This is a genomic window from Algoriphagus halophilus (assembly GCF_900129785.1).
In the GTDB taxonomy this organism is placed as follows: Bacteria; Bacteroidota; Bacteroidia; order Cytophagales; family Cyclobacteriaceae; genus Algoriphagus; species Algoriphagus halophilus.
The window spans coordinates 341,489-356,277 of sequence record NZ_FSRC01000001.1 but is presented as its reverse complement, the minus strand read 5'-3'; the positions used below and the strand labels follow the sequence as shown (position 1 = coordinate 356,277).

At 35.2% G+C, this 14,789-nt stretch carries 10 protein-coding genes; 1 reads left to right on the top strand and 9 read right to left on the bottom strand.

Annotated features, from left to right (window positions below; genetic code table 11):
* Positions 1–12: 12 nt before the first annotated feature.
* The 9 genes from BUR11_RS01505 to BUR11_RS01465 form a co-directional block, all read right to left on the bottom strand.
* Positions 13–1,197 (bottom strand): restriction endonuclease subunit S, encoded by a 1,185-nt coding sequence (locus BUR11_RS01505; protein WP_074223074.1) that lies wholly within the window; start codon positions 1,195–1,197, stop codon positions 13–15.
* A gap of 2 nt (positions 1,198–1,199) precedes the next feature.
* Entirely contained in the window at positions 1,200–2,660 is a 1,461-nt protein-coding gene (locus BUR11_RS01500) for a type I restriction-modification system subunit M (protein ID WP_074223073.1), read from the bottom strand.
* Positions 2,660–4,453, bottom strand: a complete 1,794-nt coding sequence (locus BUR11_RS01495; RefSeq protein ID WP_074223072.1) for a DUF262 domain-containing protein — start codon at positions 4,451–4,453, stop codon at positions 2,660–2,662. Before BUR11_RS01495 ends, BUR11_RS01500 begins: the two co-directional genes overlap by 1 nt.
* A 2-nt stretch (positions 4,454–4,455) precedes the next feature.
* Positions 4,456–5,937, bottom strand: coding sequence for a type I restriction-modification system subunit M (locus tag BUR11_RS01490; protein WP_074223071.1), 1,482 nt, complete (start codon positions 5,935–5,937; stop codon positions 4,456–4,458).
* A 6-nt stretch (positions 5,938–5,943) separates the two neighbouring features.
* Complete coding sequence (locus tag BUR11_RS01485; RefSeq protein ID WP_074223070.1) at positions 5,944–6,495, bottom strand: DUF6642 family protein; 552 nt, start codon at positions 6,493–6,495, stop codon at positions 5,944–5,946.
* A 91-nt stretch (positions 6,496–6,586) separates the two neighbouring features.
* Positions 6,587–9,256, bottom strand: coding sequence for a DEAD/DEAH box helicase (locus BUR11_RS01480; RefSeq protein ID WP_084560833.1), 2,670 nt, complete (start codon positions 9,254–9,256; stop codon positions 6,587–6,589).
* Entirely contained in the window at positions 9,256–10,695 is a 1,440-nt protein-coding gene (locus BUR11_RS01475) for an EH signature domain-containing protein (protein ID WP_159439198.1), read from the bottom strand. The genes BUR11_RS01480 and BUR11_RS01475 overlap by 1 nt, the downstream gene beginning before the upstream one ends.
* Positions 10,696–10,697: 2 nt before the next feature.
* Positions 10,698–11,345, bottom strand: a complete 648-nt coding sequence (locus tag BUR11_RS01470) for an OmpA family protein (RefSeq protein ID WP_200800377.1) — start codon at positions 11,343–11,345, stop codon at positions 10,698–10,700.
* 66 nt (positions 11,346–11,411) lie between these two features.
* A complete protein-coding gene (locus BUR11_RS01465) occupies positions 11,412–12,977 on the bottom strand; it encodes a MotA/TolQ/ExbB proton channel family protein (protein ID WP_159439197.1) in 1,566 nt (521 codons plus the stop codon).
* A 610-nt stretch (positions 12,978–13,587) separates the two neighbouring features.
* Here BUR11_RS01465 and BUR11_RS01455 point away from each other — a divergent pair.
* Positions 13,588–14,706 carry an AraC family transcriptional regulator gene (locus BUR11_RS01455; protein ID WP_074223065.1) on the top strand — a complete coding sequence of 373 codons (1,119 nt, stop codon included), beginning with the start codon at positions 13,588–13,590 and terminating at the stop codon, positions 14,704–14,706.
* The last annotated feature ends 83 nt before the right edge of the window (positions 14,707–14,789 follow it).

Sequence of the window (14,789 nt, the reverse complement as noted above, 5' to 3'; positions counted from 1 at the left end):
TATTCGAAAAGACTAAAAAATTTGATTGATTAAGGATTTTAGGAGGGCTTGGGAGCTGGAGATTTTATTCTTAATTTCAAAATGTCTAGAATTCAAGCCAGCTACTTTGTTTGCCACTTCCTTTTGGATATTATGTAAAGGAAAAGGGACTTTTATTTCGTTTACATTTTTCAAGCTCAAGTTTGGCTGAGCTCCTTTGACATGAACTTTATCTATATAATCCTTTATTAAATCGCTTTTTAAATACTCTAAGACATACTCGGCAATTGCCCCTTCTTTTAATCGAATTAATGCCAATGCTTGATTAATGTTAGCAGGACATAGTTCTTCATGAACAATAGCACTTCTACCCAACGCACCGGCTATTGAGAATAAAATATCATTTGGTTTTAGTTGAGATCTTTTTAACTTTTTATGGGTTCCTTCATCAATATGTTCAAACTTTTCATCAATAAAATAACCTTCAGGAGTTAGTGATTCAATTTTAATAAAGTTTATACCTTCAGAAGTAAAAGACTCACCAATTGATGATGGAGTTGTTCCTTTTGTAATTAACTCAGCTATATCTTTTAGTTCTATATAAATTTTTTCGGCATTATCACCAAAATATAATTCTCTGATTTTTGACTGCTTTAATAAAGAAAAAGAATTCAAAACTTCCCTCTCCCTCTCAATCACCTCATCCATTGCCCAAAGCAATTCCGCCAAGCGGGCTTGCTCGGATTTGGGAGGAAGGAGGAATTCTTGATGCTTCAAGTCTCCCCAATTGATCGTAGGAGAAAGTCCGCCTACTGAGATGTCTACCATCCTGTGCATAAATTGATCGGAATGAAGAAAGAATGGGAATAGTTTGGGATCAATAACTTCCGGATTGGCTCGAAATACAAATGCATGGGCAGAACAAATCCCTTCAAAATCTGCGATTGCCGCCTTTCGCTGGTAAGCACGTCTTTTCCCAAAAATCACATCTCCGGGATAGCATTTTAGCTTGCCACCACTGACATCATCCGGTGATCCAAATCTGCGGATATGGATATCATCCGGATCAATATGTTCCAAACCCACATAAGTCTCTAAGGTGGTCGAGTTAGGATCGACTGTCTTGGATATCTTTTGGGCGATCTCCTCAAATCGGAAGGATTCCCAAGTAGATTTATCCAGATGATTTAGGTTGATTTTTTCCAAAGTCTCTTCCATCCTTAGCCTAATATTTCAAATAGTTCATTCATGCTTGCCTTGAGTTCAAGTGATTTTTGCTCCCAATTTCTTAAAGCAGTTTCAAAAGAAATGGTGGTTCCTTCGGTATTCACATTACTGACATATTGGGCAATGTTTAGGCTACCCTTGTTTTCCAATAGTGTATCAATATCCAATACCTTAGAAAAACCTTCCTCATCTTGGAAGTTTTGGTAGCTTGAATAAATCCGTTCAATATGCCTCTCTTCCAAGTAGGCAATATTTTTCTCTTGCTTGACCTCTTTTACAGCATTGATGATCAATACTTTTCCCTTTCGATCTTTTGACTTATTGGTCTTGGTGATCAGGAGACAGGCTTCCATGGGAGAATTGTAAAAGAGATTTGGCCCCAAGCCAATCACACATTCCACCAAGTCGGCTTCGATCATCTTTCTCCGCATATCTGCTTCCGACTCCCTAAAAAGAATCCCATGCGGCCAAAGTGAAATGGATCTGCCATTTTTATCATCCAAGCTCTTTTGGATATGTTGCTGAAAGGCATAATCTGCACAGCCCTGAGGAGGTGTACCCCAGATATTTCGTCCATAGGGATCGTTTTCGAAGCTTTTCCGATCCCATGCCTTAATCGAGTAAGGTGGATTGGCAAGGATCACATTGAACTTCTTCAGTTCATCATGATGTAGAAAGGCAGGTCTGGCAAGCGTATCTCCTCGTACGATACTAAACTCCTCTATGCCATGCATAAACATATTCATCCTGGCGATGGCAGAAGTGATCAAATTGATTTCCTGTCCGTAGAGCTTTAGCGTTCTATATTCCTTTCCCTCTTCTTTCAGGTGCAATGCACAGTTGAGCAGTAAGCCTCCGGAGCCACAGGTAGGATCGTAAACCGATTCTCCTGGCTGAGGATCCATTATCATAGTCATGAGTTTGACTACTGTTCGATTGGTGTAAAACTCTGCAGCCGTATGCCCACTATCGTCAGCAAATTCCTTGATCAGGTATTCGTAGGCATTTCCCAGTTTATCATCAGGAATATTACTCAGACTCAGTTTATGCTGAGAGTAATGCTCGATTAGGTTCGTTAGTGTCTCATCACTGAGTCTATCTTTATTTGTCCAACTGGCATCCCCAAAAATCCCATAGAGCGTATCTGGATTGGCTTTTTCTATCTGGCGCATCGCATCTTGCAAAGCCATCCCCACATTAGTAGTGGTTTCCCGGACATCATTCCAGTGTGCGCCTTCTGGAACGATAAAGTGATGATGCTCCGCAAAGGCAGCATATTCCATATCCCCTTCACTTTCTGCCAAGGCACTTTCAAACTCCTCATCATACACATCGCAGATCCGCTTAAAGAAGAGTAGAGGGAAAATATATTGTTTGTAATCTCCGGCATCGATAGTGCCTCGCAATTGCGTAGCTGCACCCCAGAGATATTTTTCAAGTTGTTGTTGGGTCATTAGTCTTCCTCTGAAATAATTAATTCTTCTCCAGCTTTAACATTCAATAGTGCCATTAATTTCGATTTAAAATCAGCTCTTCTTTTTTCATAGAACTCAAGAAAATCATCAAGTTTTAATGAAGTGTCATTATGAATATGATTTAGGGATAAATAACTGGATTTATCAGCTTCATTTTGGAAGTTTTCGGAAAGCCAAATTTCAAAAGGCTTATCTTTTTTTTCAACATTGGAAGTTGCCTGTAATAATTGAAGATTTGCCAACTTATTAAACCTAAGAATAAATTCATCTTGGGTTTTCTCATCTAGAATACCCAGAGCCTTTAATTTTCTTTTGTTAAAAAATGATTTAGGATGAATATGATCCTGATGGTATTTAAAATTGAAATTTAAAGATGAGTATAGCAGGGATAAGGCGCTATAACTTCTTTTTGTCCCATAATTTATATCTAAGATGCTTTCTACATCATCAGGAGAAAAGGAAATAGATTTGCGTTTTCCTCGATAATGCTCAACAATTTCCGACAGAGGAAACCGCCCAGGATTTTGGTTGATGATATTTCTCATAACAGGATAAATACCATCTGGAGTACCACCGAAAGTCCCTTTTAAGAGTACTCTAGATAGCCATTCCATAATTAACTTTCGATCACTCTCTAAAGAACCCGAATGCAGGATTTTCTCCGTTAAAGAATTTTTGTAGATGAAGTAAGCAATCGGAATTATAGCATTCGAGGCTAAAAGGTTTTCTCTGTAGTACCCATACTTAGCTACTAATTCAATTGCAGATCGAATAGAATTTGAGATTTTCTCCCAATTCTGTTCGATCATTTCCATATTCTGTTTAGTGAAATTATCAACCTTAAACTTGATGTCTTGAAAATCACTTAAAACTAGACATGCTTTAAGGACAAAGTCTTTATTAAAATCAAATCCATCCCCAATTTTGTTAATATCATCAACAAATTCATGGATTACTTCTCTTGCATCTTTTTCGTTCCATTGAGCAGTAGCAATTGAAAGTAAGAGATCCGAATAACTTAATTTAGTCCCACCACTATTGATTCGAATAAAAATTTGGAGGACTTTGTCTAGTTCTTCTCCTTCTTCTAGAAAATAGCTTATGGAGCCTTTTTGATGTACAACATTGTAAAATTCATTCAGGGTATCAATGGCAAAATCTCTTTTCTCCTCATTATATTTTGAGGAGTCAAGAAGTCCATTTTTCGATAGGAATTTGGAGACTTTACTCATGTCGGAAAGTTCCATTATTTCAGAAACGCTAAACCAAAAATGGTTTTCGTCATTCTGTGAGGCTTCTACCGAAGTGAGAAATCGAAAATCATACTCAAATTCAATGTTTGAAGCTTTTTTTAAGAGATTGAGATAAAGTTTTTTCTCGGGAAAAGCGTGAGGGCTATTCCAGCCATAATAAGGAAGTTTTTTTGAATAGGTTCCAGTAAGTCCAATGTACATGGAGGTCATCCGTTGCTGACCATCAAGAATAGCAATAACATCTTCCTCCTGACTTAAATCTGCCTTTTTGTTATGTCTAGAGGTCTTTTCATGATAATTTTTAAGAAACTCATAGAATTGAAAATCTTTTATTTTGTGTTTTTCGACTTTCCAAAAAAGGAATGTGCTTATAGGGTAATCCCTCATCAATGAATCAAAAAGTTTTTCAATTTGATCTGTATCCCACACAAATTCTCGCTGAATAGAAGGCAAAACATAATGTTTTTTTCGAATGTTATCGATCGCCTTTTTGATAGTAATGGGGGCTTCGTATGCCATTTTTATAAAAATTTGGATAAAATGGATTTAAAATTTTCTTCTGCTTTTTGGCTTGCATCCCACGCTTTCTTTAAATCAGCCAATGCTTCTTCCACTGATGGAAGATTGTCCTCGATGATTTTTTCTACATAAAGTGGGATGTTGAGGTTGAAATCATTTTCAGCGATTTCATCTATGCTGCTTACTTTCACGAAATTTTCAACGTCTGCGAAATCTCTGTACCAGTCAAAAAGTTGTTGTACATGTTGTGGTTCTAGGAAATTCTGCGCTCTTCCTACTCGAACTTGCTCAGATCCATCGATAAAGAGCACTTTACCTTTTCGATCTGCTGTTTTATTTTGCTTGAAAACCAGTACGCAAGCTGCTAGTTGGGTTCCATAAAAGATATTGGAGCCCAAGCCAATTACCGCTTCCAGTAAATCCATTTTAAGCAAAGCCTCACGAATTCTTCCTTCAGCACCTTTTCTAAAAAGTGCTCCATGAGGAAGAACCACAGTCATTCGACCTGTGCTATTCATGGATTTGATCATATGCTGCACCCAAGCCATATCACCATTTCCTTGAGGTGGTACGCCAGCAATATTTCTCCCGTAAGGATCATTTGCCCAGTTTTCTGCTCCCCATTCTTTGAGTGAAAAAGGTGGATTGGCGATGACACAATCAAAGGTTTTTAAACCATCAGCTTCAAAGAATGCTGGATTGCGAAGTGTATCGCCTCGATAAATTTGAAAATCCTCAATGCCATGCAAGAACATATTCATTCTGGCAATGGAGCTGGAGGTTAGGTTTTTTTCCTGACCAAAGAGTTTCAGTGTTCTGTAATCTTCCTTATTGTGTTTCAAATGATCTACACATTCTAAAAGCATACCTCCTGTCCCACAAGCAGGATCATAAATCGTTTCGCCTTCATGCGGATCTAGAATCAATCCTAGTAAATGAACTACCGATCGTGGAGTATAGAATTCCCCCGCTTTCTTGTTTGTGAGATCTGCAAAGTGCTTTATAAGGTATTCATAGGAATTCCCTAATAAATCTGAATCCACATTGCCATTGCATAGATCGTATTGCGAGAAATGCTCAATTAAATCAATGAGTAACCTATCAGAAAGCTTGTTCTTATTGCTCCATTGGGCATCTCCAAAAATGCCATAAAGAAATTCTTGATTTGCTTGCTCAATTCCTCGAAGGGCTTTTTCTATCACAAGGCCTACATTGCTTGTCGTCTCTCTTACGTCTTTCCAATGACAACCTTCCGGTATTAGGAATCGGTGAAATTCCGGAAGGTTTGCATATTCTGAATCACCTTCAGATTCTTGAAGCGCAATCCTAAATTCCTCATCGTAGACATCCGATATTCTTTTGAAAAATAGGAGAGGGAAGATGTAAACCTTAAAGTCGGAAGCATCAACAGGACCCTTTAGAATCCAAGCAGCCTTGGATAGGTATTGCTCGAGTTGCGAGAGTGTAAGCTTTATATTAGTCATTAAATTTTATCTTATTACTTTGAAGCCAAGATCTTTAGATAATCTTGGGTACTTGTCTTTAATCCAATTTTCAATATGACCAGGCCGTTCATATTCTACAATATTTTTTAGAAAAGCCATGTCTAAAAGAGAGGCATCAAAGAAATCAATGGACTTTGTATAGCCCGAAATCATTTTTGCTCCAGTTGATTTCCTGAACATCTGAAGTTTGGTTTCTGAACCCAATAAAGTCCTACAGCTGCCAAAATGGATGATTCGATTTTGAAAAGAATCTCCAGCTAATTTAGCCAGCTGATCAAGATCTATATTCTCTGAATGATCGATTTCTATCTTTTTAGATTCTCCATGAAAGGCTAAGTAAACCACAGAATAATTGTCATATTCCTTTTTTATGATCGCATTTAGGTATTTTCTCAAAGAATCTCTGGAGTTCACTTTTCGATAGATATATCCGACTCCAAATGCCTCATCTAAATATTTAAGATAGGATTCAACAGAATACTTTGGTTTAAGAGACTTTTCCCATTCTCCTTCAAGACAAAAAATTTTAGCGGTCATTATAAGACATATTCAAAATCGAAATTAAAGATATAATACAGAAATGGAAATTTAATTCATTTTGGATTCACCCTATTTTGTTTATAAAACCTTATGCCAACAGCTCCTCAAAATCGGAAAATTTAACTTCAGCTGCATCTGATGGATAAAGTGAGGCATCAGAAAGTTGAATTTTCATAGTTAAAAGTTTATCCAATTTCTGATCAAAAGTCTCTTTCCCTTGGATCGTCGCCATGGGATAATAAATATGCACACTTTTCTTCTGACCTATTCGATAAACTCGATCAGTTGCTTGATTTTCTTTTGCAGGGTTCCAATGTCTTGTAAAATGAATAACATGGTTAGCTCCTGTCACATTTAATCCATATCCAGCTGCAATAGGTGACATAATAATCACATTAAAACCTGAAACAGATTGAAATTTATCAATAAGCTTTTGTCTTGACACTTTGCCTTTGGACTCCACAGTTGCAGTTTGACCATTAATGATACTTACTGGAATCCCGAATAGATCGATCACCATTCTTGAAAGGATATTCTGAACCTTTTCAAATGGACTAAACAAAATTACTTTCTCATTCTTTGCCTTAATACTCTCTAAAATTTGACTGGTTTCAATCATTTTAGCTGAAGAATTAATTAATTGAAGCGTACTAAATGAATTGAGGTCTTCTGGAGCTAAGTCCAAATAGGGATGATCACTAATCATCCTAAGCTTACTTATCGTACTTAAAAGTTGATTTAGTGAGCCTCGATTATTCTGGTAAAACTCTAATTCTTTCAAATATTTTGACTTTTGAACATCAGGCATTTCCCTCGGAAAAAAAACCTGCTCTTTTGAAGGCAAATCCTTCAAAATTTGAGACTTCACCCTTCTTTTGAGATAAATCCCTAACTGACTTCTGATATCATCTCCAAGGGCCTTAATATCGGCTTCCTCCTCTTTTAATGCATTATTATACTTACTATTAAATATTCTTGCACTTCCTAGTAAACCTGGTGCAACAAAATCTGATAAACACCACAAATCCATCCAAGAGTTTTCTACAGGTGTACCAGTCATGGCAATTTTAAACTCAGCATTAAGAGCTTTTGCAGCATTGGTAACCATTGTACCAGGAGTCTTGATTCTCTGAGCTTCATCCAATATAGCACTAAACCAATTAATCCTTCCTAACAGCAGCTGTTTGGAGCGTAGCGTTTCATAGGTGGTTAGAAGAACATCTTTATTGCCTAAAGCGAATAAATCGATCTCCTTTATTTCTTTTCCATAATACCGAATGAAGTTTAAATGTGGCTCAAAAAAAAGCTTGAATTCATTTTCCCAGTTTTCCAATAATGTCACAGGAGCGACAATTAAATTTGGTTTAGAAATCCCGATTTCTTGTTGATATTCAAAACTCCAATCAATAAAGGATAATATTTGCAACGTCTTACCCAGCCCCATATCATCTCCCAACAATGCTCCACTGTTAGATTTACATAAACTCTGAAGCCAAGCAACCCCCTCCACTTGATGTGGTAAAAGTGAAAATTTAGATTTTAACCTTTTTGGAGGAATAAAGACATGGGGAATTTCTATTAGTGAATCAATCGAGAACTCAAGGTCTTCCACATTTTCATGAATAATTAAGACCTTTCTACCATTTGAATCTCTAATTCCCGATTTATCCACCCTATTTTCTTGGATAGCTATATATGAATCTCTTAGAGAAATTGCATCATCAACAGGAAGTAAACTCCCTTTGAATTCTACTTTATCTTCCCCTTTTGCTTCTGCAATCTGGATTCCTGAATGGAGTGCTTTGTATTCCCCTTCATCCTCGATCAATATTTCTGATCTTTTACCAGAAGCTTCTTCAACTGTAACTCCACTGACCCAATTCGTTGAAAAAGGCTTTATGAAGGGGTAATATTTTGGTTCATATAACCCTAATTCATAAACTCTTTTAGAATAATGATCCAAATCAAAAGTTGACTCGTCGAAATAATTGGAAGGGTTCTTTAAAACACTATCTTTTTTCTCTCCATTAATCCTTTTGAATTCAGATTTCAATGAATTTAAAGAAGGTTTCGACTCTTCTGGAATAACAACTCTTACCCTACGGTCACCATCCTGGGAGTTGTAGACATCTTTTACCTTTGGATAGATATCATATGCCTTTTGAAATCCCTCATCTGCATTATGATCAATTGATGGTACCACGTTAATAGAACCATCTGGATTTTCTCGAAAATCAAGCCTCAGCTTCTCAGCAACTTCTACTTGTTCATTTTTCAAGTAACTGTCAAATACCAAACTCCCACTTTCAATTAATTTGGCACCATAACGCTTAATTGATCCAAGCGCCATTAAATTCTCTTCAAACTTATGATTATTAACCTTTTGATGGTTTGTCAAGGTTCTTAGAACCTTGATTTGATCAGATGAACCAAGATACCTTTTCCCATTTATGTGGAAAAAATCTCCTTCTTTTGAAAAATGAATAGGTGATGAAGCTCTGGTTTCTTTAAAAGACAAAATAAATCCGAATTCCTCCATATTAAGGGTGCCAGATGAACCAATGTGGATTTGAACTGGAATAGATAATGGGATTCCTAATACACTTCTATTGGTGTCAGAAATTTCAATTGCCTGATCAATAGAAATATTAAAACTATCCTCATTCTGTGTTGATAGCCCGTCCGATTCTAAGCTTTCTAATATGGTCTTTTGAAGAATGCTAAGTGTTGGCTTTTCAAACAAAAATTCTTGTTCCATTATTCAACCTTTTTATTCATCCATTTTCTTAATCGGTATTGCCAATTTCCTGTATGGACCATCCTTCCTTCATTTTCAAAATAGAGGTAATTGCCATTTTCAGAAATCAAATTTCGAAGATAACTATGAATTAAAAGCCCCCTATCCAATCTTCTAAGTCGTCTTCCCAACACTGGCCATTCATTTCTCAGTTCTTCAATTCTTGGATATATGTTGCTAGTATTTGGATGAACGTATAATGCTCCACCTGCCAAACTTCCAGCTAAAACGAATCGATATTTTTTAATGGTAAAAATAATAACACTACTAGTACTACCTCCTGAGGAAAGGACTCCAAATCTTTGTTCCATTCCATTTTCGACCCTACTATCTAAAAAAATCTCCTCAAGCTTCTGAATTGAAAGGAAAATATCAACTGTAGTCATATTTGAAACGTAATTCATCCAGAATCTCTTTCTGGGTAAATCCTCGACTACTTCAGAAAAAAACAAATCTACTAAGGACTCATTTATCCAGACATTTAAAATTTGTCTTGCTTCCTGAACTACTTGAATTTGGTATGTAGTGAATTCCGATGAGGGTAAAACCCAATTAGATTCTTTACCTGGATCGCCTATAAACTCGAAGGCTTCGTTTTTAATGACATCTTGAAAAGTGGACCCTTTTATTTCATCTTTAAATCTGACAATCTCGGATGAAACAAAGTATTTGGGTAAATTTCTTTCAAAATTTTCTTTAGCAAAGTCTAATATTCCTTTCCAGTTTCCTCTATCATCTAAAGTTGCATTTCTTACTGTATTTTCAAACATTTCAATTAAGAACAACTTGAAATATTGAGTTCCTTTTGCGTATGATATATATGGATTGGATTCAAAAAACAAATCAATTTTTCCTTGAAGTGATTTGAAAGAATTTTGTGACCATCTAACTGGTCCATTCTTTTGGCAGAGATAATCAATGTTTTCACGGTAATATTTGAGCTTTGGACGCTCATTTTTTTCTGCAATGATTCTATTTCTCAAATAATCTCTGAGAAAATCCACTTTTGAACTTTGCCAATTATTGAAAAGAATAAAAATCAGAGCTGTTATACATGAACTAGAAAAATATTTATCAATATATTCTAATGCTAAAACCAATTGACCTTTTTCAAGTATAGATTCTGGGAATTCCTCGTCTGTGTAATCTAGAGCCCAGCAAAGTCTTTTAATTGATAAAGAATTTGTGAAATACCTATCTCTATATTCGATATCATGGAAATAAGTTAACACCTGCTTGTAGTGATCCACTTTAGGTTGCCCCATCCTTCCTGAATTCTGAAGGATGTTATCCAAATTTTTATTAGACTCTTGAAGCTTTCTAATTGTATATTCTGAAATTTCAAACTTTGGAATCCCAGAACTACTTAACGATTTGAGTTTTGAAAAAATCCCATCCATGATCATTCATCAATTATTTTTAGAAGCTCATCTATTCTTTTTTCAGCATCCGTTCTTACCCTAAACTCAACTCGCCTTGAAGCTTGTTTATTTTCAGTTCCATCCTCATTTACAATTAATTGACTTGATGAAAGCCCATTTGCAGTAATCAAAGATTTTGTCCATTGTCTTGCATTTTCATTTGTAATTTGTTCCAAGACAAAATTCAATGTGGACCTAGTTCTGTCTTGTGACAACCTCATGTTTTCAACATATGCATAATCCTCAGAGGCATTATAAATCCATTCACTAGAAGTATGACCTTCAATTCTTATTTCCTCGATACTTTCTATGAACTCATCCCTTCTAAGAACAGAAATATACCTTGGAAAAAAATCTGAGAGAATCTCCTTGAATTCCGTTTTCAAAACTGAACTATTTGTGGAAAACAGCACATCTGGTTCATTGAATTTAAAGGACAAATTTGACCTTTCTAACTCAGCTCCCCACTTTCCTAAATCATCTTTAAATTCTTCGTATAGTTTCTCATATATTTCATTTTTGAGATTCTTATACTCTGTTATCACCAAGTTTTGTTTCTCTTTGGTTTCTTCCAACTCCAAAAGGATAGCTGACAGAATTAAAACAAAAACAAGAAGAAGTGCAGCCATAGCATCTCCTATGGATAATGAAAATGGATTTTCCTCTTCTTGAAAGGTATTCCCTTTGCTCATCTCTTATTGCCTAATTTTTCCGAAAATTTCATTTAGGCCATCAAGACCTTCATTCAATTCATCAATGCTTCCAGACAAAGCAATCGAGGCTTTTGAGAGTTTATTGGAAAATTCCCCCAAGTAATCATTTAATGTCTGGACAGTGTGAGACCGATAATTGTTTAATCCTTCATCTATACCTTTAAAGACTTCCGTTATAGATTCTTGAATTAATTCGTAGTTCTTTAGATGATCATGATTTAATCTAGTAATTTCCTCCAGTTGCTTTTGGAAATTCTCAGTAAGTTGTCTGTTAGTTTCTGCTGTCCTTAAATTGTACTCATTATTGAGTTGAACTGATTGAGATAGTTTTTCAGAGCTAGATTGTAAATTATCTCCTGTCTCAGTTATTTTTTCTATTAGGTAATTATAATCTTTAATTGATGAAGACATTTTTTCAGCTTCTTCTGCAAATCCTTCTATGAACTCAGTTACTTTAGTAATAACATCCAAGGCTCCAGAATGGATTTTTTGTGCATCTTCGTTTCTCTCCTTTATCCGCTTATCATTTTCTACATTATTTATTCTTTCTCTTTCTAAAGTTCCCTCCACAATAGTTTCGAATTTTGCAGTCGTCACTTTTAAACTTTCATCGAATGAGTTTAGGAGTCTAGGTAAGTTGGAAAGAGTTTCTGATGAAGCAGACAAGGTTTTCAGCATATTATCCAATTCGGACTTGGCATTTCCAGAAATTTCCTCCTTAAAAGATTCTATCATTTCTTTCATTGATTTTTCAAGCTTTTCAATAGTAGAACTAATCAAATGTTCATTCGTCGAAGTCTTTTCATTTTTTAATGCTTCTACAGCTGCATCTAATTTTTGAATAACCGGCAAAAGGGTTTCTTTAAATGCTTTTTGGAAACTTTGATCAAATTCTTCCATGATAATTGCCTGAGTAGCCTCAATACTATTCGCTAAATCAGTAGAGAAACTTTTAAGTGCTCTGGTTGATTCTTGCAATTCCCGATAGATAGTCGAAAATACTAGATTAGGTTTGATGAAATTTCCATCTTCATCTTGAAATCCAAATGCCTCTTGAATTAAAGCTAACTGGCTTTGGGCTTGATGCTTTTCCAGTTCAATTTTGGAAATTCTGAATTCTTCATTTAATCCATTTGCAAGATTTTTTATCTTTTTATAAACTGAATGGAATTGATATTTTTCAAATAGATTAAAAAATATAGATGTAAACATTCCAGCAATGGAAGTGTAAAATGCTGTTGACATCCCTCCCAATAAAATTGAAATACTGTCTTTAATAGTACTAGAACTAGAAAGGTCAAATGAACTTATCCCGACTACCAATCCAACAAAAGTTCCAAGAATGCCTATCCCAACAAAAACACTAGGCAGGGTTAAATAGTGTCTAAAATTTGCATTGTTTAGGATAAGTGTATGCTCATCAAAATAGTCATTTGCATCTTCGGTTGTTTTATTTAATGATCCAAAACCAAATGTGGAATGATATGATATCCAATGGTTTATTAGCATTTCCGAATTTTCAAATGAAGTAGGTGAGTTGATTACCACTTGTTTGATTGATTCCTTTAACCTTTTTACTTTTAGGTATAGTCTAAATCCTTCTATAAAAAAGAACAGAAATATTCCTCCTAGAAATATAATGGTAACATAGTCTCCTGCAGTAGCAGGAGTAAAAAATGGAAAGAAATTCATTGTAATGGGGATAAACTAATTTTTTTGGGACACTAATAAGTCACAATCTTCTGAATATTACAATACCCAATACTGGGTATTTTTCACCCTCTTTCAATTTCTCTTTAAGTTAATTAGGGATTTTCCACAGTTTTTAGACTGTCCCTTAACAATTACCTTCCCTTGAATATTTTTTCTATTTCTATTACTTGTTCCAGATCATACCGTAATTGGTTCGAAAAAAAGTCATCAAGGGGAGCCAAATCAAAAAAGAGGTCAAAATGACCTCTTTTTTTGTTTTCATCCCTCTCCTTTTCGAGGAAATCAGGTTTTTATGGTTGCAACATTTTTTTCATTTCAAGAAATTTGAATCTGAAATTTTTATTTACCAAGCCATCAACATTGAATTCAATCCAAAAACATCTCTTTAATTAATTAATCTTTAGAGGAGTTTTTCTTATTTTATTTTCCTAAAATCTTCAGTTACATGCAGGAAATTCTTGCCATAGGATTTTTTCAGGGATTGATTTTAAGTTCCCTTTTGTTTCTTAAATCCCTTCAAAACAAGAATTTCACTTGGTTGATGGGATTTTTTGTGTTGTTAATTTCTGCTTTTATTGCTGGTCCACTTTTGAATCAATGGATAGGTGAACCTTGGGGATCTTTTCTGGTAGACCCTTTATTTCTTTTAATTGGCCCATCTTTCTACGGATATATTTTATTGCTCTCAAGACCAGAAAAAGAAAAAAGTCTCAAATTTCACACCTTAGCATTCTTTCTTTATTTACCACTATTAGCATTTTTTGCCTTAAAAGTTTATAAGACGCAAGCAGATCCTCAATCACTTCAACTAATCTATAGTTCAGGGTTTGCTGTTGGATTGGGAATTCTCAAGTTTGCTCATTTATTGATTTATGTGGGTTTAAGTTTTTGGGAACTAAGAAACCATCAAGATCGAATCCAAAAAATATTTTCTAATCTAAAAGGAAAGGACCTTCTTTGGGTAAGGTATATTCTGATTTCTTTTTTAGCTCTTAGTTTGATTTCCTTCGGTTTTTATCTTTTTGCACTACAGAATCCCAACTGGCAGAAAGAGATTACTTTTTTCAATTTGATATTACTTTCAGCTTTTTTAATCTCCCTGACTTTTTATTCTTTTCATCAGAAGAGCATTTTCGACTTTAGGTTCAAGTTTAAAGAAATACAATTCTCTTGGACTGCGGAAAAAGAAAATCCAAAGTATGAGAAAAGCGGATTAAAAGAATATGAAGTTGCCAAAATCAATCAAAAAATTGATCAATGGATTCAAAATAAGGGATACCTTGATCCCGAAGTAAACTTAGGCGTTATGGCTGATGCCATTGGAGTTTCACCTTATCGCATTTCAGAAGTACTTGGGAAATACAGAAAAACCTCCTTTTACGACCTGATCAATTCTCATAGAATCCGCGAAATTCAGCAAGCCCTTTCTGATCCAAACTATGCACATTTAACCATTTTGGGGATTGCTTTTGAGTTTGGATTCAATGCCAAGTCTACTTTTAACACGGCCTTTAAAAAATTTACTGGCATGAGTCCTTCCGAATTCAAAAGGTCAAATCACTGATTTTCAATATCCTAAGAACCCTGAACCTAACCACTTTTTCAAAAAAGGTTCGGACTAATTGGGATGAGCATTAATGCTGTGGA